18 protein-coding genes are annotated in these 21,987 nt (G+C 63.7%); 13 read left to right on the forward strand and 5 right to left on the reverse strand.

Annotated elements, in window-relative coordinates; all coding sequences use genetic code 11:
• Positions 1–8: 8 nt before the first annotated feature.
• Positions 9–2,852, reverse strand: coding sequence for a bifunctional [glutamate--ammonia ligase]-adenylyl-L-tyrosine phosphorylase/[glutamate--ammonia-ligase] adenylyltransferase (gene glnE, locus HDE77_RS04685; protein ID WP_184415986.1), 2,844 nt, complete (start codon positions 2,850–2,852; stop codon positions 9–11).
• Positions 2,853–3,039: 187 nt separating this feature from the next.
• On the opposite strand from glnE, the gene HDE77_RS04690 reads away from it, so the two are divergent.
• Positions 3,040–4,935: an LTA synthase family protein gene (locus HDE77_RS04690; protein WP_184415987.1), complete on the forward strand. Its 1,896-nt coding sequence runs from the start codon at positions 3,040–3,042 to the stop codon at positions 4,933–4,935.
• A 121-nt stretch (positions 4,936–5,056) separates the two neighbouring features.
• Here the strand turns inward: HDE77_RS04690 and groL are convergent, their stop codons facing one another.
• Together groL and HDE77_RS04700 are read right to left on the reverse strand one after the other, a co-directional pair.
• A complete protein-coding gene (gene groL / locus HDE77_RS04695) occupies positions 5,057–6,706 on the reverse strand; it encodes a chaperonin GroEL (protein ID WP_184415988.1) in 1,650 nt (549 codons plus the stop codon).
• A 128-nt stretch (positions 6,707–6,834) separates the two neighbouring features.
• On the reverse strand, positions 6,835–7,128 hold the full coding sequence (locus tag HDE77_RS04700; protein ID WP_184415989.1) for a co-chaperone GroES: 294 nt from the start codon (positions 7,126–7,128) through the stop codon (positions 6,835–6,837).
• 240 nt (positions 7,129–7,368) lie between these two features.
• Here HDE77_RS04700 and cutA point away from each other — a divergent pair, with 240 nt between their 5' ends.
• Complete coding sequence (gene cutA, locus HDE77_RS04705) at positions 7,369–7,722, forward strand: divalent-cation tolerance protein CutA (protein ID WP_184415990.1); 354 nt, start codon at positions 7,369–7,371, stop codon at positions 7,720–7,722.
• Here cutA and HDE77_RS04710 read toward each other — a convergent pair.
• Complete coding sequence (locus tag HDE77_RS04710) at positions 7,700–9,193, reverse strand: PLP-dependent aminotransferase family protein (RefSeq protein WP_184415991.1); 1,494 nt, start codon at positions 9,191–9,193, stop codon at positions 7,700–7,702. The genes cutA and HDE77_RS04710 overlap by 23 nt on opposite strands.
• Positions 9,194–9,270: 77 nt before the next feature.
• On the opposite strand from HDE77_RS04710, the gene HDE77_RS04715 reads away from it, so the two are divergent.
• The 10 genes from HDE77_RS04715 to purH all read left to right on the forward strand — a co-directional run bounded on the left by HDE77_RS04715 (position 9,271) and on the right by purH (position 19,438).
• Positions 9,271–10,179, forward strand: coding sequence for a DMT family transporter (locus HDE77_RS04715; protein WP_184415992.1), 909 nt, complete (start codon positions 9,271–9,273; stop codon positions 10,177–10,179).
• A gap of 82 nt (positions 10,180–10,261) precedes the next feature.
• Positions 10,262–12,109, forward strand: a complete 1,848-nt coding sequence (locus HDE77_RS04720; RefSeq protein ID WP_184415993.1) for a protein-disulfide reductase DsbD — start codon at positions 10,262–10,264, stop codon at positions 12,107–12,109.
• Positions 12,110–12,122: 13 nt separating this feature from the next.
• On the forward strand, positions 12,123–12,659 hold the full coding sequence (locus HDE77_RS04725) for a TlpA disulfide reductase family protein (protein ID WP_221444109.1): 537 nt from the start codon (positions 12,123–12,125) through the stop codon (positions 12,657–12,659).
• 151 nt (positions 12,660–12,810) lie between these two features.
• Positions 12,811–13,278, forward strand: a complete 468-nt coding sequence (gene aroQ, locus HDE77_RS04730; protein WP_184415995.1) for a type II 3-dehydroquinate dehydratase — start codon at positions 12,811–12,813, stop codon at positions 13,276–13,278.
• Between the two features lie 73 nt (positions 13,279–13,351).
• A complete protein-coding gene (accB, locus tag HDE77_RS04735) occupies positions 13,352–13,810 on the forward strand; it encodes an acetyl-CoA carboxylase biotin carboxyl carrier protein (RefSeq protein ID WP_184415996.1) in 459 nt (152 codons plus the stop codon).
• 1 nt (position 13,811) lies between these two features.
• Positions 13,812–15,170 carry an acetyl-CoA carboxylase biotin carboxylase subunit gene (accC, locus tag HDE77_RS04740; protein WP_184415997.1) on the forward strand — a complete coding sequence of 453 codons (1,359 nt, stop codon included), beginning with the start codon at positions 13,812–13,814 and terminating at the stop codon, positions 15,168–15,170.
• A gap of 258 nt (positions 15,171–15,428) precedes the next feature.
• A complete protein-coding gene (gene prmA / locus HDE77_RS04745) occupies positions 15,429–16,328 on the forward strand; it encodes a 50S ribosomal protein L11 methyltransferase (RefSeq protein ID WP_184415998.1) in 900 nt (299 codons plus the stop codon).
• 113 nt (positions 16,329–16,441) lie between these two features.
• Positions 16,442–17,296, forward strand: coding sequence for a zinc-ribbon and DUF3426 domain-containing protein (locus HDE77_RS04750; RefSeq protein ID WP_184415999.1), 855 nt, complete (start codon positions 16,442–16,444; stop codon positions 17,294–17,296).
• Positions 17,297–17,442: 146 nt separating this feature from the next.
• A complete protein-coding gene (locus HDE77_RS04755; protein WP_184416000.1) occupies positions 17,443–17,730 on the forward strand; it encodes a helix-turn-helix domain-containing protein in 288 nt (95 codons plus the stop codon).
• Positions 17,731–17,827: 97 nt separating this feature from the next.
• Positions 17,828–19,438 (forward strand): bifunctional phosphoribosylaminoimidazolecarboxamide formyltransferase/IMP cyclohydrolase, encoded by a 1,611-nt coding sequence (gene purH, locus HDE77_RS04760; protein WP_184416001.1) that lies wholly within the window; start codon positions 17,828–17,830, stop codon positions 19,436–19,438.
• Positions 19,439–19,629: 191 nt separating this feature from the next.
• On the opposite strand, the gene HDE77_RS04765 is transcribed toward purH, so the two are convergent.
• Positions 19,630–20,640 (reverse strand): bile acid:sodium symporter family protein, encoded by a 1,011-nt coding sequence (locus HDE77_RS04765; RefSeq protein WP_184416002.1) that lies wholly within the window; start codon positions 20,638–20,640, stop codon positions 19,630–19,632.
• A 111-nt stretch (positions 20,641–20,751) separates the two neighbouring features.
• Here HDE77_RS04765 and HDE77_RS04770 point away from each other — a divergent pair, with 111 nt between their 5' ends.
• Positions 20,752–21,669 (forward strand): LysR family transcriptional regulator, encoded by a 918-nt coding sequence (locus HDE77_RS04770; protein ID WP_184416003.1) that lies wholly within the window; start codon positions 20,752–20,754, stop codon positions 21,667–21,669.
• Positions 21,670–21,987: the final 318 nt, after the last annotated feature.

The raw sequence follows: 21,987 nt of genomic DNA on the forward strand, positions 1-21,987 counted from the left end.
ACCCGGGATCAGCCGAACGCAAACCCCAGTGCATCCGTGGCCCCGCGAACCCCCGCGCACAGCTGCTCCAGTTCCGCATCGCGTGGTGCGATCCGTGAGCGCAAATCCAAGGTGCAGGCGAGTGCCCGCTGCAGCAGATTGGCGTGTGCCACGGTCAAAGAGGCAGCCTGATCAACATCGAGCAAGCCGGCACTGCGGCAAGCCTCGATCAGGCCGGCATTGGCGGTAACCCCGAGCAGACCAGGCCATTGCGCCGCGTTCGCCAGCACCAACCCCTGCAGCGCAAACTCGATATCGAGCAACGCGCCATGACCCTGCTTGAGATCGAGCTGGGTGGGACTAGAACGATCGCGTTCCGCGCGCCAGCGCCGGCGCATGTTGCCGACTTCAGCCAATACGGCGGTACGCTCGCGCGGCACCGCAAGGATCTCGCGACGCACGTCGGCCAGTTCCGCATTGAGTGCGGCATCTCCGGCCACCGGACGGGCGCGCAGCAGTGCCTGGTGCTCCCACGTCCACGCGCGACTCTTCTGATACGCCGCAAAAGAATCGAGACTGCTGACCAGCAGGCCCTTGGAACCATCCGGACGTAGCCGCGCATCGACCTCGTACAGGCGGCCGGCGCGGGTAAGCACGGTGAGCCAGTTCATCACGCGCTGGGCGAGTCGCTGATACCAGCGTGCGCCTTCCAGCGGACGGGCACCGTCGCTCATCGCGTGCGCACGCCGGCCATCGTAGACGAACACCAGATCCAGATCCGATGCGAAACCGAGCTCCTCGCCACCCAGGCTGCCATAGCCGAGCACGGCGAAGCCCGAACCCACACCCGGCAGCCGACCATGCTGTGCAACCAACTCGCGTTCGGCCAGCGCCAATACCGCGCCCACCACCGACTCGGCCAGTGCGCCGAGCCGGCGCGCGGTCGCGACGGCGTCGGCACGGCCATCGTTGAACGCAAGCCCCAGCCTGAACGCAGTGGATGCCTTGAATTCGTTGATCCGCTCAAGCTCGGCTTCGGCCTCGCGCTCATCCAGGGTGGTCAGCACACGGGCGATTTCGGCGGTGATGTCGGCGCGCTTGAACGGCAGTTGATCGATGCGCGGATCGAGCACGTCGTCCAGCAGCAGTGGCTGCGCGATAACTCTCTCGGCCAGAAACGCGCTGTCGCCGAACAAACGGGCGAGGCGTTTGCGCGCAGCCGGTTGTTCTTCCAGCAAGGCCAGGTAAGACGAGCGTCGTGCCACAGCCTGCATCAATCGACACAATCGCAGCAGGCAGGGCACCGGCGCGGCACTCGCGCGCGCGGCACTGAACAGCTGGGGCATCAGATGATCCAGCCGCTCGCGCGAAGGCGGCGACATTGCACGCACCGGCGCGGCTTGCGGCAGTTTCAGCAGGGCGTCAGCCAGTTCGGCGCCGGGAACGAAGCCGGAGGCTTCCAGCACAGCGGCATCCAGCGAGCCGGCGCACGCCTGCTGCCACAGCACCATGTCGGCAGCCGGCACGCTGGCGGCGCGACCGCCCTGCGGCATCAGCACGGCGGCAAATTCTTCGCTGACGATCGCGCGATGCTTGGCCAAGGCCGCATTGAGGGTGTCCCAGTCGGGATACTCCAGACTCAGTGCGATGCGCTCGCGACTGAGTGCATCGTCGGGGATGTCGTGGGTCTGCGCATCACGCAGCATCTGCACGCGGTTTTCCACCCGGCGCAAAAGCACATAGGCCTCACGCAACATGCGAGCACGCGAGGCGCCAATGTGCCCGCGCGCTTCGCACGCCGTCAGTGCCGGCAGCAGGCCGCGCACGCGCAAGCTGGGTTCGCGACCTCCGCGAATCAGTTGGGTCAGCTGCACGATGAATTCGATCTCGCGAATGCCACCGGGGCCGAGCTTGAGGTTGTCGGCCAGATCCTTGCGCACCACTTCCGCATCGATCAACGACTTCATTTCGCGTAGGCCGGCGAACGCGGTGTAGTCCAGATACTTGCGATAGACGAACGGCCGCAGCAGCTCCTGCAATTGCTTGCCGGCATGTCGGTCACCGGCGACCGGACGCGCCTTGATCCAGGCGTAGCGTTCCCAGTCCCGGCCTTCGCTCTGGTAGTACTGCTCCATCGCGGCGAACGACAGTGCGAGGCGCCCGGCATTGCCGAACGGGCGCAGGCGCAGATCGACCCGTGCGCAGATGCCATCCATGGTCGGTTCGTTCAACAGGCGCACCAGCTGACGCCCGAGCCGGATGAAATACTCGCTGTTGTCGAGTGGGCGCGCACCGTCGCTTTGGCCACCCTGCGGGTAGGCCAGCACCAGGTCGATGTCGGACGAAAAGTTCAGCTCACTGCCACCGAGCTTGCCGAAACCGACCACCACCAGCCGCTGCAAGACACCATCCGGATCGCGGCTGTGGCCGAAGCGCGCGGCGAGGGCGCGCTCGGACCAAGCCAGCGAGACACCGAGCAACGCCTCGTACAGGACGCTGGTGGCGGACAGTGTTTCGGGCAGCTCATCCAGCCCGTTGACGTCGCGAAACACCAGCCGCAACGCTTCGGCGTGGCGGAAACGGCGCAAGGCCACCATGCAGGCGGCTTCGTCGTCCGGCAGCTTGAGGGCGTCGATGCGCGCACTCGCATCGCTGCCGGAACGCAACCGTTCCAGCCCGTGCGGCGCCAGCAGCTGCGGCTGTCGACTCCATACGTCAAACGCAAAATCGCTGGCCAGCAAGGTGCGCCGGATTCGTTCAGCGACGCCGGCATCGTCATGCAACGGCACTCCGGCGGCGCGGCAACGGGCGACGAGGTCGCCATAACGGTCATCGATCAGCGCACGCAGCGCGGGGGATTCATGGGCAGGCATCGGCCCATTGTGCCGCACTGCCGACCGCGGCAGGTCACCTCCCGCCACGCCCGGTACACCGACCCCGAGATGAGGCGTTGATACACCCAGGCAAAGCTTGAGACACCCCCATCTCAATCAACAATTGGTTCATCTGATCCCGATTACATTTCAGGGCTCGAACCATGTCAGCAAGCGCAGGACTGTCATGTCGTTGAATCCCGCAAGCTCTCCCCATCGCTGGCGCGTGCTGGCGGCGCGCATCCTGCTGCCGTTGTTGCTGGCGCTGGCCTTCGTGCTGTTGACGGGACTGCTTGATGGCGGAATGGGTGTGCTGCCGTTGCGGCTGTTCGATCAACCTCGGTTCCTGCTGGCCAATGCGTGGCCCGGGCTGTTGCTGGCCGGTGTGCTACTGGCGCTGAGCCGCCGTCTGTTGCTGTCGTTCGGACTGGCGTTCCTGCTGCAGGGCGTGTTTTACGGCGTCAATGTACTGAAGGTGGCAAACCTTGGCACGCCATTGCTGCCGGCCGATTTTCGGATGGTTGGCCAGTTGCGCAAAGGCGGCGCACATCTGCTGTCTGGCTATCTACCGCATAGCCCGTGGCCTTACCTTGCCTTGCTGGCTGGGGTGGCCCTGGTGATTGCGATGTGGCGCTTTGAGCCGCCACTGTTCCCGCGTCGCACTCACGGCAAACGACTGCTGGCCGGCGCCGTCCTGGCGACGATCCTGCTCAGCATGCTGATTGGGACGACCGTCTGGGGGAAAATCTACAATGCCAGGGTGCTCTGGCTGGAGCCATGGTCAGCCTCCTCCACCAGCACCCATTCGGGCCTGATCAGTTCGCTGATGATGTTTCATCTGCAGGATCGCCACGGCAAGAAAAAGCCGGACCGTGCTGCGGCAACCCAGCTGATCGGCCAGTCCGCCACGTCATTGCGGCAGGTCATGCAACCGCCAGCGGCTAGCAACGAATTGCCGGACATCGTGGTGGTGCAAAGCGAATCGTTCTTTGATCCGTCGATCATGCATGGCTATGAGCAGGAGAACCTCGTCCCGAATCTGCGTCGGCTCGCCGCGCACGGGATCAGCGGCAAGCTGCACGTACCGACCTTTGGCGGCGGCACCATCCGCACCGAGTTCGAGGTACTCACCGGCTTGTCGCTGCGCTACTTCGACAACCTGCAATATCCCTATCTGCAGATGGGCAACAAGGCCGTGCCAAGCCTTGTGCGCACGCTGAACACGCATGGCTACGAGACGATGGCCGTACACGGTAACGACCCGGCGTTCTGGAATCGCGCGACCGCGTTCAAGGCGCTCGGCTTTGATCGTTTCGTGTCGCTATCGTCGTTCCCTGCCAGCGCGCCAATGGACGGCAAATACATGGCCGACAGCGCGATGACCGACGAGATCATGGGCCTGCTGAAGGACTCCGGGCCGCCGCAATTCATCTTCGCTATCAGCCTCGAAGCACACGGCCCGTATGACGTCGAGCCGAGCCATGGCGACGAGCGCGACGCCATTCCGGTACCCACCGGCATCAACGGAAAAGAAAAACTCGAACTGCAGAATTACATCTATCACATGCAGCACGCCGACGCCGAGCTTGGCCGACTGGTCGCGTGGCTGGCGCAGCGCCAGCGTCCGAGCCTGGTTCTGTTCTACGGCGATCATCTTCCGGCGCTGGGCGACAGTTATCACGCCACCGGATTCGTCGATGGCCAGGACATGCTGAGCCAGGCGGGCATCTGGTTGCTGGTCGATCCACACAGTGAGGCTGGGCCAATACAGCAGGACACTGCTGCATGGCTGTTGCCCGGCAAATTGCTGGCGCAGGCCGGCATCCAGGATGACGCTTATTTCGCGCTGACGACCCTGGTCGGGCCGCAACTGGCCGCACTGACCAAGGCTCCTGGTGCGATGCCGCTGACAGAGGACAGCGAGGAGCAACGGATCGATCAGGCCATGGCGAGCGTCAACCAGCTGCGCATGAACGGCAAGCTGGACCCCTTGCTGCCCAAGCTCGAGTTGCTGCCTACCGGCGGCATCGCCCACGACACCGTGGTGACCACTCCGCCCGCCTCGGCCGCGATGCAGCAGTAAACCAAAGCAACGCTTTTGTCTGCGGCTGGCAGCGGGTCGCCTAGTCTCGAACTTCGTTGGCCCAAAAGAAAAACCCCGCACAAGGCGGGGTTTTCTTTTTTTCAGTGACTGGTCGGGGGACTTAGAAGTCCATACCGCCCATGCCGCCCATGCCGCCGCCCTGGCCGCCGCCATGGCTATGGCCGTCGTCCTTCTTCGGCAGCTCGGCAACGATCGCCTCGGTGGTGATCGCCAGGCCGGCAACCGATGCTGCGTTCTGCAGCGCGGTGCGGGTGACCTTGGTCGGATCCAGGATGCCCATGGCAACCATGTCGCCGTACTCGCCGGTCGCAGCGTTGTAGCCGAAGTTGCCGGTGCCTTCCTTGACGCGGTTGACGACGACTGACGACTCTTCGCCAGCATTCGCCACGATTGCACGCAGCGGCGCTTCCAGCGCACGACGGGTGATCGCGATGCCCAGGTCCTGATCGGTGTTGTCACCCTTCAGACCTTCGACAGCCTTCAGCGCGCGGATCAACGCAACGCCGCCGCCCGGGACCACGCCTTCTTCGACGGCTGCACGGGTTGCATGCAGGGCGTCTTCGACGCGTGCCTTCTTTTCCTTCATTTCGATCTCGGTACCGGCACCGACCTTGATGACCGCAACGCCGCCGGCCAGCTTGGCCACGCGCTCCTGCAGCTTCTCACGGTCGTAGTCGGAGGAGGTCTCCTCGATCTGCGCCTTGACCTGAGCGATGCGCGACTGGATCTTCTCCGCTTCGCCGGCACCGTCGATGATCGTGGTGTTTTCCTTGGTGATCACGACGCGCTTGGCACGGCCGAGGTCAGCAATGGTGGTCTTCTCGAGCGACAGACCGACTTCTTCGGAAACAACCTGGCCGTTGGTCAGGATCGCGATGTCTTCCAGGATCGCCTTGCGACGATCACCGAAGCCCGGCGCCTTGACGGCAGCGACCTTGACGATGCCGCGGATGGTGTTGACCACCAGCGTGGCGAGCGCCTCGCCTTCCACTTCCTCGGCGACGATCAGCAGCGGCTTGCCGGCCTTGGCGACAGCTTCCAGCACTGGCAGCAGCTCGCGGACATTCGACACTTTCTTGTCGTGGATCAGGATGTACGGGTCATCCAGCTCGACCTGCTGGCTCTGCTGGTTGTTGATGAAGTACGGCGACAGGTAGCCGCGATCGAACTGCATGCCCTCGACGACGTCGAGCTCGTTTTCCAGACCCGAGCCTTCCTCGACCGTGATCACGCCTTCCTTGCCGACTTTCTTCATCGCGGTGGCGATGATGTCGCCGATGTTGGTGTCGGAGTTGGCCGAGATCGTACCGACCTGGGCGATTTCCTTGTCGTTGGCGGTCGGGTTGGAGAACTTCTTCAGTTCGCCGACCGCAGCGGCGACGGCCTTGTCGATGCCGCGCTTCAGGTCCATCGGGTTGATGCCGGCGGCAACAGCCTTGAGGCCTTCCTGGATGAACGCCTGTGCCAGCACGGTGGCGGTGGTGGTGCCGTCACCGGCGACGTCGGAGGTCTTGGAAGCGGCTTCCTTGACGATCTGCGCGCCGAGGTTCTCGTAACGATCGGCCAGCTCGATTTCCTTGGCGACGGACACGCCGTCCTTGGTGATCGTGGGGGCGCCGAAACTCTTCTCGAGCACGACATTGCGGCCCTTCGGACCGAGCGTGACCTTGACCGCATTGGCCAGGGTGTTCACGCCTTTCAGCATGCGGGCGCGGGCGTCTTCGCCGAAACGGACTTCTTTAGCTGCCATGATTTTTTTGCCTCAAAAAAATGAATAGGTAACGGTTTGTCGTTGCGAAAGTGCTGCAGAAGGAGCCAAAGGCGACTGGGGTGCGCGGATTTTGCTTCGCGCTCGCCGTCACCATCAGGCTCCAGCCATCAGCCTTCGATCACGGCCACGATGTCGTCTTCCTTCAGGAAGACCAGCTCTTCGCCGTCGATCTTGATTTCCTGGCCGGCATACTTGCCGAACAGCACGGTGTCGCCCGTCTTGACCGACATCGGGCGCACGGTGCCGTCCTTCTGGATCAGGCCGGTACCGGCAGCGGTGACCTTGCCGCGGGTGGGCTTCTCGGTGGCGCTGTCGGGGATGACGATGCCGCCGGCGGAGACGCGCTCCTCTTCCAGGCGCTTGACGATGACGCGGTCGTGCAACGGACGCAGTGTGCTCATGGACAACTCCAGCTAACGATTGAGGTGGGACAAGGCTTTGAAGACCCAAACCGGCAGTCTTGCTAGCACTCTGGGGAAACGAGTGCCAATTTTAGCGGTACAGTACGCCGCCGCAAGCGGTTCGGTCACGGAACAGCTAATTGGGTGACCGAAGGTGGCTTTCAAGGGCGACCGCAGGAAATCGACCTCCGCAGCACTCAAATCGGACATTGCCCCCGGGTTTCCCTTTACGCTCCGGCAATGACGCCTGCCCAGACCACGCCCGACACCGTTCTGCTTTGCTATTGCAGCTGCCCTGATGCGGACAGCGCGCAAGCTATTGCACAGACACTGGTCGGCGAGCGCCTGGCCGCCTGCGTCAATCGCCTGCCAGGGGTCATCTCCACCTATCGCTGGCAGGGTGCGGTGACTTCGGACACCGAGACCCTGCTGTTGATCAAGACCACCGCAGGCCGCTTCGAGGCGCTAAAGGCTCGCCTCCTGCAACTGCATCCGTATGAATTGCCCGAGCTGATCGCGGTGCCCGTCGAACGCGGTCACGCGGCCTATCTGGACTGGTTGCGGGATTCCGTCAGCGCTGAGTCAACGGGCTGAGCCGATCGTCCAGCAATCGTGTCAGACCAAGCACGGCCTCCTCGATGCGGCCTGCCTCGATCATCCCGAAGCCAAACGCCAACCCGTTGATGTCGGACTTGCCGGCCGCATAGCCATCCAGCGCCTCGGGCCGAATGCCCACCGCCATCGCTAGCGCCTGCAGGGCTTGGGCACTGACTGGTGCGGCCAATCGCGCTGCCAGATGCAGACCTGCATTGGATGGTATGGGTAACAGGCGATCACCCGCGTGCCGCGCCAGTGCATCGAGCAAAGCCTGACGTCGCTCTGCGTAGACATTGCGCATCCGGCGCACGTGGCGCACCAGATGCCCCTCGGTGATGAAAGCGGCAAGCGTGTCCTGCGCCAGCACGTCACCGTGCCAGTCGCCCAGCTGTTTGGCCGCCGTCAGTGCGGGCTGCAGCCACGGCGGCGGCACCGCATAACCGAGCCGCAACGCCGGAAACAGGCATTTCGAGAAGGTGCCGACATAGCAGACAGACCCAGTAGAGACCGATCCGGCGCGATCGAGCGTCTGCAGCGCATCCAGCGACCGGCCGCCATAGCGGAACTCGCCGTCGTAATCGTCCTCGATCACCAGCGCATGCTGCGTGCGCGCGAACTCCAGCAGCGCCGCACGTCGCCGCGGCGACAGCACCATGCCGAGCGGAAACTGGTGCGAAGGCGTCACGTAGATCACGCGTGCGTCAGCAGGCAGGCGATCGACCATCAACCCTTCTTCGTCGACCGGCACCCCCACCACCCTCGCACCCGCTGCCGCGAACGCCGCTCGCACTGGCGGATAACCGGGGTCCTCGACCGCCACCGTGGTGCGCCCCGGCGTTACCAGCACCCGGGCCAGCAAGTCGAACGCCTGCTGCGCACCGGTGGTGACGATCACATCGTCGGCGCGGCAAGCCACCGCGCGGGCAAACGAGACGTGTCGGGCGATCGCCTCGCGCAGGGCCGGCCGACCTTCCGCGGGCCCGTAGGCCGGCATCGCCTTCGATAACGCGCGCAACGCGCGGGCCGAGAGCCGCCGCCAAACCTCGAAGGGAAACTGCGAGTGATCCGGTACGCCGACGCTGAAGTCGTAGCGGAAAGCTCCTGTCGGCACCTGCCCTTCTGGCGGCGCTGGCACATGCCGCCAGTACACCGCCAGCCGATGCTGCATCTTGCTGTCGTCGTCGATTACCGGCTGCGCACGACCCCGGATGAGCGTGTCGGCCACATAGTTGCCAGCGCCACGCCGGGCGACTGCGTAACCCTCGCTCAGCAACAGGTCGTAAGCCGCCACCACAGTATTGCGGGAAACCCCCAGCGCAGTCGCCAGCTCGCGCGTTGCCGGCAATCGCAGCCCCGGCTGCAGCCGTCCGTCGAGGATCGCCGTTCGCAGTTGCCCGTGTAGGGCTCGCAGCAACTCGCGTGAGCCATGCGCCGGCAGGGTGAAGGGGAAACCCCAAATTGGATCCATAAAATCACCAAGTTGTGGATCTTATGCCATGCCAAAATTACACCTAAGCTGCGCCTGCCATCCACCGGAACAACGTCATGAAACGCTCCGATCTCGCCGTACTGCTGTCGCTGGGCGCCCTCTGGGGCGGATCGTTCCTGTTCATGCGGATGGGTGCCGACGAATTCGGCAGCCTGGTGCTGGCGGGGCTGCGCGCGATCGGCGCGGCGCTGTGCTTTCTGCCATTGCTGGCTTCACGCCGTCGATTGCAGGAATGGCGCGAGCACTGGAAGCCGATCGCCGTGATCGGCCTGACCAATTCGGCGCTGCCGTTCGTGCTGTTTTCATTTGCGGCGAAGAGCCTGCCTGCTGGCCTGTCATCCATCATCGATGCGGTAACCCCGGTGTTCGTAGCGCTGATCGGCTGGCTGTGGCTGGGCGAGAAGGTGGACGCCACGCGCGGCACCGGCATGTTGGTCGGCTTTGCCGGCGTGCTGTGGCTGGCCGGCAACACGTTGCGCGTCCACATCGGCGGTGCCGGCTGGGCGCTGGCGGCCTGCGTCGGCGCCACCGTGCTGTACGGCTACTCGGTGAACTACAGCCGTCAGCGACTTGGCGGCGTGTCGCCGCTGGTGGTGGCGGCCGGCAGTCAGATCGTCGCAGCCTTGCTGCTGACACCCACCACGCTTTGGCTGTGGCCCAGCCACACGCCGCATGCGCCGGCCTGGCTCGCGGCGCTGGCCTTGGCGGTGCTGTGTACAGCGGTGGCCTATGTCATGTTTTTCCGGCTGATCGCGCACATCGGCCCGGCGCGGACGATGACGGTGCTGTATCTGATTCCCGCGTTCGGCGTGCTGTGGGGCGCGCTGTTCCTTGGCGAGGCGTTCACGGCGACCATGGCGATCGGCTGCGCCATCATTCTGCTCGGTACCGCGTTGACGACGGGCCTGCTGGGCCGCCGTGCCGTGGCGATCTCCGTCGATGAACCCGCTACCGAAACGGTGTAACCGCCGCACCTCTCCGTGCGAATGAACCGCTGGGTCATAATGCTGTCTCCCCATCCCCGCGCGTTTCGCTTTCGGAGTTCTGATGCGACCGATGTTTTCCCGCCGGCTGATCGCCTGCCTGATGGGCCTTGTCGTGCTGTGGCTCGGTGCACTACCGGTGTTTGCCCAAGGCACGGACAGCCTGCTGCCGGTCACTGAAGCGTACAAACTCAGCACCGACGCCTCCACGCCGGGCGTGCTGAAACTGCACTGGACGATCGCACCGGACTACTACCTCTACCGCGGTCGCATGAGGTTCAAGGCCGGCGATGGCGTGACGCTGGGTGAGGCGCAACTGCCGGACGGCGAGAAGCATCACGACGAATATCTGGGTGACGTGGAGACCTATCACCACGCGATCGACGCCACCCTCGCGTACACCGTTGCCGCAGGTACCGCGCGACTGAAGTTGAGCGTGCAGTACCAGGGCTGCCACGAAGTCGATCCGAAGATCTGCTATCCGCCGCATACCGAGCAACTGGATTTGCCGCTGCCAGCCGGAGTTGCCACGACCACCGCCGCAACGGGCGCGACGGCGCCGGATCATGCCACCGGTTCGCTCAGTGCCGCACTGCGTGCGATCGGCAATCAGCCGCCCTCCGGCGCGAATGCGGTCAGCCCGCCGCCCAGCGCCGTGGCGCAGCCAGCACCGGAGCCGCCGCCAGCCGGTATCGCGCAAGCTCCACTGAGCCTGGTCGCCGCACTGCTGCTCGCACTGGGCGGCGGCCTGGTACTGAACCTGATGCCCTGCGTGCTGCCCGTGTTGTCGATCAAGGCGGTCAGCGTGCTGGAAAGCGGCGAAAGCGCCAGCCGGGCTCGTCGCCATGCGCTGTATTACAGCGCCGGCGTGCTATGCAGTTTCGCCGCGCTGGGTCTGGGCATTCTCGCCTTGCGTTCGGCCGGCCATGCGCTTGGCTGGGGTACCCAATTGCAGCAGCCGATCGTGGTCGGGGTGCTGGCGCTGGTGATGCTGGCGGTTGGCTTGTCGATGTCCGGCGTGGTGCAGTTCGGCGCCTCGCTGGGCAATACCGGCGCGACCCTCGCTTCTCGCTCCGGCCCGGCTGGCGACTTCTTCACTGGCGTGCTGGCGGTGGTGGTAGCCAGCCCCTGTACGGCACCGTTCATGGGCAGCGCGCTGGCGTATGCGTTCGCTGCACCAATGCTTTCTGCGCTGCTGGTGTTCCTGATGCTGGGCGTAGGCCTGGCGTTGCCGTTCCTGTTGATCGGTTTCGTGCCGGCGCTGGCGCGTCTGTTGCCGCGGCCGGGACGCTGGATGGAAACGTTGAAGCAGGTGCTGGCGTTCCCGATGTATCTGACCGCGGTGTGGCTGGTGTGGGTGCTGGCTCACCAGCGCGGCGCCGATGCGGTGGGCCTGGTGCTGGTGGCGATGGTGCTGCTGGCAATGACCTTGTGGTGGTTCGAGCGCAGCCGCCATCGCGGCACGATCAGTCGAGTGCTGGTCGGCGTGCTCGCACTGGCTACGCTGGTGCCGGTGTACCTGCTGGCCCAGGTGCAGCGTGTGGCCAGCGTCGCCGCAGCCGAGGACGGCGTGGCGACCTACAGCCCGGAAAAACTCGCCGCCTTGCGCGCGGCCGGCACGCCGGTCTTCGTCGACATGACCGCCGACTGGTGCGTCACCTGCAAGGCGAACGAGCACACCGTGCTGGACACCAAGGCGTTCCGCGATCTGCTGCAGCGTACCGGCGCGGTCTACATGAAAGGCGACTGGACCGACGTCAACCCGACCATCAGCACATTCCTGCAGCTCTACCACTCGCCTGGCGTTCCGTTGTATGTGGTGTTTCCGAAACACGGCGGTGCCGGCCAGCAGCTGTCCACCGTGCTGACCCCCACGCTGGTCGAGCAGGCGCTGACGGCAGCAGCGCAGTGATGGAACGACCGTGATGGACCGCAGCAACTGGCTGATCCTGGGCCTGGCAGTGGTGGCTGCCACGATCGGCGGTTACGCAGAACACCGCAGCGGGCAGCCGGAGCAAGTGGATTCGTCACTGATTGGTCAGCCGTTGCCAGCACTGAGCCTGCCCGATCTCGACGGAAGGCAGCATCCACTGAGCGACTACCGTGGCCGCCGTGTCCTGCTGAATTTCTGGGCCAGCTGGTGCGGCCCCTGCCTCGATGAAATGCCGGCGCTGGCCCGGGCGCAGGCGAAGTTCGGCGAACGCGGACCGATCGTCGTCGGTATTGCCATGGATCAGCCCGATCATGTGCGTGCCTTTCTGGGGGCGCATCCGTTGAATTACCCCGTCCTGCTGGGCCAGCTCGCCGCGCCGAGCACGTCGCTGCAACTGGGCGATGCGCACGACGTTCTGCCCTATAGCGTGCTGATCGGCGCCGATGGGCGCGTATTGGCCACACACATTGGCGCGTTGCCGCCGGCACAGCTGGAACAATGGCTGGCGCCACTTCAGGGAAAGCCCTGACCCGGCTCGGACCCGATCTACATACGCTTCCGCACGGAAATCCGGCACTTCTCCGCCAAACATCGCCGATCTGCGCTGAACTAGACAACATCCACGACTACGCGCACACTTCGCCCGGTCCGGAAGCTCCGGACGCAAGGCGGGTGGTTTCGTGGCGAAGATTCTGGTCCTGCATGGGCCCAATCTCAATTTGCTGGGCACGCGGGAGCCGGAAATCTACGGCCGCGAGACGCTGGCCGACATCAACCGTCAGCTGGCCGAACTGGCACAGGCGAACGGACACGAACTGGTCTGCTTCCAGTCCAATGCCGAGCACGAGCTGATCGACCGCATCCAGCAGGGCCGCAACAACCACACTGCCCTGATCCTGTTCAACCCCGGCGCATTCACCCACACCAGCATTGCCCTGCGCGACGCGTTGGCCGCCGTGGCGATCCCGTTCATCGAAGTGCACCTGTCCAACGTGCATGCGCGCGAGCCGTTCAGGCAGCACTCTTACCTGTCCGATATCGCGATCGGCGTGATTTGCGGCTTTGGCAGCGACAGCTACCGGCTGGCGCTGGAGGCGGCGATGCACCGTCTGCCGGCAACCGAAACCAGCGCGGTCACCGCGTCATAAAAGAAACTGGCCAGCTGGCCCACCTATCCACATCCGGCCACCTGCGGTGGCACGACTGACAAAGGCTGATCCGATGGATTTGCGCAAAATCAAGAAATTGATCGACCTGCTCGAGGAATCCAACCTCGCCGAACTCGAGATCAAGGAGGGCGAGGAAGTCGTCCGCCTGTCGCGCGTACCCAAGAACACCGCTCCGGCAGCCGCTGCGCCAGCGCCTGTCGCGGTCGCGCCCGCTGCTGCCGCGCCCGCGCCGGTTGCTGCCCCGGTCGAAGCCCCAGCTGCCAACGCGCTGCCTGCCGGCCATGTCGTGAAGGCGCCGATGGTGGGCACGTTCTACGCATCGGCCAGTCCCAGCACACCGGCGTTCGTGAAGGTCGGCCAGCAGGTCAAGGCCGGCGAGACGCTGGGCATCATCGAAGCGATGAAGATGTTCAACCAGATCGAAGCCGACGTGGCGGGCACCGTGCAGGCCATTCTGGTCGAGAACGGCCAGCCGGTGGAATTCGACGAACCCATGTTCGTGATCGCCTGACATGCCCAAGCTCGAAAAAGTCGTCATAGCCAATCGCGGTGAGATCGCCCTGCGCGTACTGCGTGCCTGCCACAGCCTGGGCATCAAGACCGTCGCTGTGCACTCCACCGTCGACCGCAACCTGAAACACGTCGGCCTCGCCGATGAATCGGTATGCATCGGCCCCGGCCCCTCGGTCGACAGTTACCTCAATATTCCGCGCATCATCGCTGCCGCGGAGATCACCGACGCCCAGGCGATCCACCCGGGTTACGGCTTTCTTTCCGAGCGCGCCGATTTCGCCGAGCAGGTCGAACAGTCCGGCTTCATCTTCATCGGCCCGACCGCTGAAGTGATTCGCCTGATGGGCGACAAGGTCGAGGCGATCCGCGCCATGAAAGCCGCCGGCGTGCCGTGCGTGCCCGGCTCCGGCGGTCCGCTTGGCGACGAGGTGGAAGAGAACCTGCGGATCGCCCGCGAGATCGGCTACCCGGTGATCATCAAGGCTGCCGGTGGCGGCGGCGGTCGCGGCATGCGCGTGGTGCGCACCGAAGCGCACCTGGGCAACGCCGTCACCATGACCAAGGCGGAGGCCAAGGCCGCGTTCGGCAACGAACAGGTGTACATGGAGAAGTTCCTGGAGAATCCACGTCATGTGGAGATCCAGGTGCTCGCCGACGGCCAGGGCAATGCCATCCATCTCGGTGAGCGCGACTGCTCGATGCAGCGCCGCCATCAGAAAGTGGTCGAGGAAGCCCCCGCGCCCGGCATCACGCCCGAACAGCGCGCAGAGATCGGCAAGGTTTGCGTCGATGCCTGCCTGCGCATCGGCTATCGCGGCGCCGGTACGTTCGAGTTTCTTTTCGAGAACGGCCACTTCTACTTCATCGAAATGAACACCCGCATCCAGGTCGAGCATCCGGTCACCGAACTGATCACCGGCATCGATCTGGTCCGCGAACAACTGCTGATCGCCGGCGGCGAAAAGCTGTCGATCCGACAGGAAGACATCGTCCTGCGTGGCCATGCCATCGAGTGCCGCATCAACGCCGAGGATCCGGAAACATTCATGCCCAGCCCCGGCACGGTGAAACGTTTCGAGGCACCCGGCGGTCCTGGCGTACGCGTCGATACGCACCTTTACGACGGCTACAAGATTCCGCCCAACTACGATTCGATGATCGGCAAGCTGATCGTGCACGGCCCCGATCGCGAGACCGCGATTGCGCGCATGCGCCTCGCACTCGCCGAAACCGTGATCGAGGGCGTGAAGTGCAATATCCCGCTACAGCAGCGCATCATGGCCGATGCAGGCTTCCAGCACGGTGGACAGAACATCCACTATCTGGAGAAGCGCATGGCTGAGCAGAAAGAGCATTAAAAAAAGCCTTTTGCGTTCGCCCCCTCTCCTCCATGGGGAGAGGATTGAGGTGAGGGGCGGGTGCTCGCGAGCATTGATGAGGTTGCTCGCTTCTTGCGTTCGCCTCCTCTCCCCCATGGGGAGAGGATTGAGGTGAGGGGCGGGCGCTCGCGGGATAGCTGATCAAAGCTCACTTTGATGTAACTTCATCGCAAGATTGTCACCCTCACCCCAGCCCTCTCCCCCAAGGGGAGAGGGGGTAACGCCTGACGGACCCGCATGCCCTTTCTCGAACTCTCACTCATCATCCGCATCGAGCAGCAGCCGCACGTCGAGGAAGCATTGGACGATCTCGGCGCGCAGGCGATCACGCTGCAGGATGCCAATGCCGAAACACCGGACGAGCAGGCGATCTTCGAACCGGGTGTGGGCGAGTTACCGCTGTGGCCGACCATCACGTTGAACGCCCTGTTCGATGCCGATACCGACCGTCGCGGTCTCACCGAAACGCTGGCCGAATTGCTGCCCTGGCTGGAGCCCGACCAACTCACGTTCCGTGATGTTGCCGACGAGAACTGGGAACGCGCATGGATGGACCAGTTCAAGCCAATGGCGTTCGGACAGCGGCTGTGGATCTATCCGTGGAATATCGAACCACCGACCGATGAAGACACTGTCGTGGTCCGGCTCGACCCAGGCCTCGCATTCGGTAGCGGCACTCATCCGACCACCGCTCTGTGCCTGGAATGGCTGGATGGCATCGAGCTCGCCGGCAAAACGTTGATCGACTACGGCTGTGGCTCCGGGATCCTCGCGATCGCTGCGCTGAAGCTGGGCGCCGCCAGTGCAATTGGCGTGGACAATGACCCGCAGGCACTCACCGCGTCCGCCGACAACGCCGAGCGCAACGGCGTGGCCGAAAGGCTCGCGTTGTTCCTGCCTGATGAGGTGGATGCAGAGCCCGCCGAAGTATTCATCGCAAACATCCTGGCCGGCCCGCTCGGCGAACTCGCGCCGACGTTCGCTGCCGCGGCAAAACCGAATGCACCGTTCGCGATCTCGGGCATCCTGATCGGGCAGCAGGATGAACTGCTTCAGCGCTACGCCGAATGGTTCGACGAACTGCGTGTGGATAGCCGCGAAGACTGGGTGCGGATCAGCGGTCGCCGGCGGGCTTGAACGCATCCGACGACAGCTTGGTGGCTCCCTCGTCCTTGCCGCGAGTCCAGCCCACACCCAGGCTGCCTTCGACAGCCTGCTAAGCTTGCCGAATACAGAACAAAGCGGCCTGCATGTATACACAATGTCCTGAATGCCTGTCTGTGTTCTCGCTCGATGCGCACACACTTGCGCAGGCACACGGCCATGTGATCTGTGGGCACTGCAGTGCCAGTTTCGACAGCATCGCCACACTTACCGATCAGCTGCCACCCGAACCCTTTCGCGAACTGCCGGTAAACGAGCCTGCACTGGAACCCCCAGGCATCGACCTGGTGGTCTATCGACCCAAGCCTGACGCACCGGCCGTGATCCAGGTCGACGGGGCGGCAGAAGATTCCAGTGCGCCGGAAGATTTTTCGCAGCTGGTGTTCACGCCGCATTTTGCACGCAAGCATCGGACGCACCGACTCAAACGATTCCGCCAACATTCGCGCCAACGGGATCAGCGCACCTCCGGCGAGCGGCGTTGGCCATGGGTCGTGGTGTGCATCGTGCTGGCTTTGCTGCTCGGCACTCAGCTTGCATGGGCCGAACGCGACACGTTGATCCGCGATGGCATCACCGGTGGCTGGCTGCGCAGCATTTGCGCCACGCTCGGCTGTGAGCTTCCGCTGATCGCCGCCCCCCAACAACTGCGCCTGTTGGACAGCAACGTGCAGACACACCCCAGCGTGTCCGGTGCGCTGATGATCAGCGCAAGGGTGCGCAACGATGCTGCATTCGCCCAACCGTATCCGGTAGTGACGATCACCTTGTCAAACGCACAAGGTCAGCGCATGGCCATGCGCCGTCTGCAGCCGCGCGACTACCTCGATGACAACGCGATTCTGCAGCGCGGCCTAGCACCCGGCGCCAGCACCGTACTGCTGTTCGAGGTGGAAGATCCGGGCGACAATGCGGTGGCATTCGAATTCGGATTCGAATAGCACTTAAAATTATCGTCACGCACGGGTAGACTCTCCAGTTCGCGCATACTTCCAACCGGCACTCGACATGCCGAGCTTTGCGTCAACAGTCATAACCACATGCAGCGGCCCACGTAGCCGGCTGCTTAGTTAGTACGTGAGGGGAAATGTCCGTGAACGCCGTCAGACTGCCTGTTGCCGAGGCAGCAAAACAGACCTCGTCGCAGAGCGCGCTGAGCGAGTGCGTGAGCCGTACGGTGCGTCGCTATCTCGCCGATATTGGCGATACCGAATGCAGCGAAGGCCTGCATGCGTTGGTGTTGCGCGAAGTCGAGGTTCCGCTGCTGCGCGAGGTATTGGCGTTTCACGAGGGTAACCAGAGCCGCGCCGCCAGCGCGCTCGGCATCAACCGTGCCACGTTGCGCAAGAAACTGGCGCTGCACGGCCTGCTGTAAGAGTTCGTTCAAAGTCCCGCTACCCACGATGCATGCTGGCACGTCTGCGTCGATCAGACGGCTATAATCAGCGGCTTTCCCCTCCTGGAAACCGCTCATGCCGACACCTTCTCTCGCCCCGGTCCGCCGCGCCCTACTCAGCGTTTCGGACAAGACTGGCCTGATCGAGCTGGGGCAACGGCTGGCGGCCGCAGGAGTGGAACTGCTATCCACCGGCGGCAGCGCGAAGGCGTTGCGCGAAGCTGGCATCGCGGTGCAGGAGGTCAGCGACCTCACTGGTTTTCCCGAGATCATGGACGGGCGCGTAAAGACGCTGCACCCGAAGGTGCACGGCGGCCTGCTTGGTCGCCGCGGCACGGATGATGCCGTCATGGCCGAACTGGGTATCGCGCCGATCGACCTGCTCGTGTTGAACCTCTATCCGTTTGAAACGACTGTCGCCAAGCCCGCCTGCACGCTGGAGGACGCGATCGAGAACATCGACATCGGTGGCCCGGCCATGCTGCGTTCGGCGGCGAAGAACTGGAACGACGTCGGCGTGCTGACGTCGCCCGATCAATACGCCGATGCGCTGGCCGAGATCGAACAACACGGTGGTCTCAGCCGTGCCACACGCTTCAAGCTTGCCGTCGCCGCGTTCAACAATGTAGCCAGCTACGACGGCGCGATCAGCGACTACCTGTCCGCGCTCGAACTCAATGAAGCGCAGGATGCCATCGCCGGCCATGCTGCGTTCCCCGGCCAAGTCAACGGCCGCTTCGTGAAGCTGATGGATCTGCGCTACGGCGAGAACCCGCACCAGCAGGCAGCGTTCTACCGCGACCTGTATCCGGCCCCCGGCACGCTGGCTACCTTCCGTCAGTTGCAGGGCAAGGAGCTGTCGTTCAACAACATCGCCGATGCCGACGCCGCCTGGGAATGCGTGCGCAGCTTCACCAAGCCGGCCTGCGTGATCGTCAAACATGCGAACCCATGTGGCGTTGCGGTGAGCCTTGACGGCATCGGCCGCGCCTATGATCTCGCCTACCAGACCGATCCCACTTCCGCGTTCGGCGGCATCATCGCGTTCAACCGCGAGGTGGACGGCGCCACTGCACTGGCCATCGTCGAACGCCAGTTCGTCGAGGTGGTGCTGGCACCGGGCTATGCGGACGCGGCGTTGAAGGCGTTCGCCAAGAAGGGCAATGTTCGGGTGCTGGTGATTCCGCTGCCGGCCGACGGCAGCCTGCTGCATGCCCATCCGGGCAACAACTCCAAGCGCGTGGGTTCGGGCCTGCTGATCCAGACCGCCGACCTCGGCATGGTCGGTGCGGAGGATCTGAGGATCGTCACGCGCCGCGCGCCGACCGCGACTGAAGTGGATGACCTGATCTTTGCGTGGAAGGTGGCCAAGTTCGTCAAGAGCAATGCCATCGTATATGCCCGCGATCGCCAGACCATCGGCATCGGCGCCGGCCAGATGAGCCGCGTCTATAGCGCCCGCATCGCCGGCATCAAGGCAGCCGACGAGAAACTGGAAGTGCGCGGCTCAGTGATGGCATCCGACGCATTCTTCCCGTTCCGCGACGGCATCGATGCCGCCGCCGCGGCGGGCATCCGTGCGGTGATCCAGCCCGGCGGCTCGATGCGCGACGCCGAAGTGATCGCGGCCGCCGACGAGCATGACATGGCGATGGTGTTCACTGGGATGCGGCATTTCCGTCATTGATGACGGAAATAAAATAAGCACTCTCGTCATTGATGACGGGGTGAATTCAGGCGGCCTCAAGGAAAAAGCACCGTCATTCCTGTGAAGGCAGGGATGGCGGGAAGATCCGGGTTTTCCAGGTTGCTGTTCGTGTTCTGGATCAATTGCAACAGCTGGTACCCAGCACGAGATGCGTTTGAACAGGCATCCATTCAATCAGCCTGCGCAACTTGTGCCCCACCTGCCGTCACGATCAAACCCTTCGGCAAGCGTCGCGCATAACGCCGCGCCAGCACCGCGCACGTCATCAGCTGGATCTGATGAAACAGCATGATCGGCAGCACGATCATCCCCAGCGGATGACCGGCGAACAGCACCTTCGCCATCGGCACACCGCTGGCCAGGCTCTTCTTGGAGCCGCAGAACACGATGGTGATCTCGTCTTCCTTGTTGAAGCCCAGCGCGCGTGCGCCATAGCAGGTGATCAGCAATGCTGCTGCCAGCAACACCGCATTGAGCACCAGCAGCCCGCCCAGCACCGAGGGCGGCACCTGCTTCCACAGCCCCTCCAGTACAGCTGCACTGAACGCGCTGTAGACCACCAGCAGAATCGAACCCTGATCGACCAGGCCGACGAGCGGCTTGTGCTGCTGCACCCAGCCACCGATCCAGCGCTGCGCCACCTGCCCGGCCACGAACGGCACCAGGAGCTGCATCACGATGCCACCCACCGCATCCCACGACATGCCGCCGCGCCCGTGCGACTCCAGCATCACGCCCACCAGCAACGGGGTAATGACGATGCCAAGCAAACTGGAGGCAGACGCCGAGCAGACTGCCGCGGAAACATTCCCACGTGCGATCGAGGTGAACGCGATCGATGACTGCACTGTCGAAGGCAACGTGCACAGAAACAGCACGCCCAGATACAGGTCCGGTGTCACCAGCGACGACAACACAGGCTTCAGTAGCCATCCCAGCAACGGAAACAACACGAACGTGCTGGCCAATACGGTCAGGTGCAGACGCCAGTTCGTGATGCCGGCGAGCACCGCCGCCCGAGACAACTTCGCACCATGCAGGAAGAACAGCAGCGCGATCGCCGCATCGGTGAGCACGTTGAACAGCTGGGCGGTCGCACCGCGGCATGGCAGCACGCTGGCCAGCAGTACGGTGCACAGCAGCGCACAGGTGAAACGATCGGGAAGGAAACGACTGAGCATGGAGGTTGGCCTGCCGTCCGGTCGGCGGCGGGAAAATGAAGTGTGGCTATTGCAGCGCCCCTGCATTGATAAATCAAATCGTTTTATCTTATCTACTGATACGATATCGGCATGAATGTAAGCCTGCGCCAGCTCCGCGCCTTCCTGGCTGTTGCCAAGCTGCAGCACTTCCGGCGTGCCGCCGAAAGCCTGCACCTGACCCAGCCCGCGGTCAGCCGGCACATTGCGGATCTGGAATCCGAACTCGACGTGCGCCTGTTCGATCGCAACACGCGCGAAGTGGTGCCAACCGAAGCGGGTCGCTATCTGCAAAGTGCGGTGGAGCGCGTGCTCGAAGAACTCGAAAGCGTGCTGGCCCATGTTCACTCCGAAAGCGAGCGTCGCCACGGCAAGGTGCGCGTGGCGGCGGCACCCACACTTTCGGCCGGGCTGATGCCGCAATGCATTGCCGCCTGCGCCCGCGACTATCCCGAGCTGACCGTACAGTTGCACGATCAGGTACAGACCCTGGAGCTGGACAGCGTGCGTGGTGGCGAAGTGGATTTCGGCCTCGCGATCGAGCCGGCCGACCGTGAGGCTTTCGACAGCGAAACGATCATGCACGACCCGTTCGTGCTGGTTTGCCGTCGCGACCATCCACTGGCAAAGCTCGCCGCAGTGCCATGGAAGAAACTGCGCGGCGAGCCGCTAGTGTTGCTCGACCACACCTCAGGCAGCCGCCGACTGATTGACCATCAGCTGGCCACGCACCAGGTCGAAGCGGACGTGGTGCAACAGGCCGGCCATACGCATACCGCCTTTCGCATGGTCGAAGCCGGCCTGGGCATCAGCATCACCCCCAGTCTGTCTTTACCTGTATCCGATCAACTTGTGGTGCGGCCGCTGACGCCCGTCGCCAGGCGCGCCATCACCTTGATCCGCCGGCGCCACCGCTCGCTGTCGCCGGTCGCCGAACTGGTCTGGGCGCAGATCCGCGAGACGGCCGTCCAACTGTCAAAAGCCCAACGCCCCCACTCCAAATCGACCTGAAGCCCTGCGTTCTTGTGGGAGATGCCATGTTTGCACGCAAGATCACCGCGATGGGCACGCGTTACTACAAAGACGACAAACTCAACTAGCGCCAATGACCCTAGGCAGACGCGTAGGTTGGGGTGAGCGCAGCGATGCCCAACATGCACTCCAACCCACGGAAAAACGTTGGGCATCGCTACACTCACCCCAACCTACCTCTCCATGCGTAACAACGGGCTCTTGTGGGAGATTCTATGTTTGCATGCAAGTGGTTTGGGGTAATTTGGGTTGATACTGCGAATCGGTCTTGAGCAGTGCGAAGGCGATACGGGCGAG

It is taken from the genome of Rhodanobacter sp. MP7CTX1 (assembly GCF_014205795.1).
Classification (GTDB): Bacteria; Pseudomonadota; Gammaproteobacteria; order Xanthomonadales; family Rhodanobacteraceae; genus Rhodanobacter.

What these genes read in the sequence shown, in the direction of transcription:
- accB (WP_184415996.1), top strand. Translation starts at nt 13,352, where the DNA reads ATGGATTTGCGCAAAATCAAGAAATTGATCGACCTGCTCGAGGAATCC.
- HDE77_RS04715 (WP_184415992.1), top strand. Translation starts at nt 9,271, where the DNA reads ATGAAACGCTCCGATCTCGCCGTACTGCTGTCGCTGGGCGCCCTCTGG.
- HDE77_RS04765 (WP_184416002.1), bottom strand. Translation starts at nt 20,640, where the DNA reads ATGCTCAGTCGTTTCCTTCCCGATCGTTTCACCTGTGCGCTGCTGTGC.
- groL (WP_184415988.1), bottom strand. Translation starts at nt 6,706, where the DNA reads ATGGCAGCTAAAGAAGTCCGTTTCGGCGAAGACGCCCGCGCCCGCATG.
- HDE77_RS04700 (WP_184415989.1), bottom strand. Translation starts at nt 7,128, where the DNA reads ATGAGCACACTGCGTCCGTTGCACGACCGCGTCATCGTCAAGCGCCTG.
- prmA (WP_184415998.1), top strand. Translation starts at nt 15,429, where the DNA reads ATGCCCTTTCTCGAACTCTCACTCATCATCCGCATCGAGCAGCAGCCG.
- HDE77_RS04755 (WP_184416000.1), top strand. Translation starts at nt 17,443, where the DNA reads ATGTCCGTGAACGCCGTCAGACTGCCTGTTGCCGAGGCAGCAAAACAG.
- accC (WP_184415997.1), top strand. Translation starts at nt 13,812, where the DNA reads ATGCCCAAGCTCGAAAAAGTCGTCATAGCCAATCGCGGTGAGATCGCC.
- HDE77_RS04720 (WP_184415993.1), top strand. Translation starts at nt 10,262, where the DNA reads ATGCGACCGATGTTTTCCCGCCGGCTGATCGCCTGCCTGATGGGCCTT.
- HDE77_RS04770 (WP_184416003.1), top strand. Translation starts at nt 20,752, where the DNA reads ATGAATGTAAGCCTGCGCCAGCTCCGCGCCTTCCTGGCTGTTGCCAAG.
- HDE77_RS04710 (WP_184415991.1), bottom strand. Translation starts at nt 9,193, where the DNA reads ATGGATCCAATTTGGGGTTTCCCCTTCACCCTGCCGGCGCATGGCTCA.
- HDE77_RS04750 (WP_184415999.1), top strand. Translation starts at nt 16,442, where the DNA reads ATGTATACACAATGTCCTGAATGCCTGTCTGTGTTCTCGCTCGATGCG.
- HDE77_RS04725 (WP_221444109.1), top strand. Translation starts at nt 12,123, where the DNA reads ATGGACCGCAGCAACTGGCTGATCCTGGGCCTGGCAGTGGTGGCTGCC.
- purH (WP_184416001.1), top strand. Translation starts at nt 17,828, where the DNA reads ATGCCGACACCTTCTCTCGCCCCGGTCCGCCGCGCCCTACTCAGCGTT.
- cutA (WP_184415990.1), top strand. Translation starts at nt 7,369, where the DNA reads ATGACGCCTGCCCAGACCACGCCCGACACCGTTCTGCTTTGCTATTGC.
- HDE77_RS04690 (WP_184415987.1), top strand. Translation starts at nt 3,040, where the DNA reads ATGTCGTTGAATCCCGCAAGCTCTCCCCATCGCTGGCGCGTGCTGGCG.
- glnE (WP_184415986.1), bottom strand. Translation starts at nt 2,852, where the DNA reads ATGCCTGCCCATGAATCCCCCGCGCTGCGTGCGCTGATCGATGACCGT.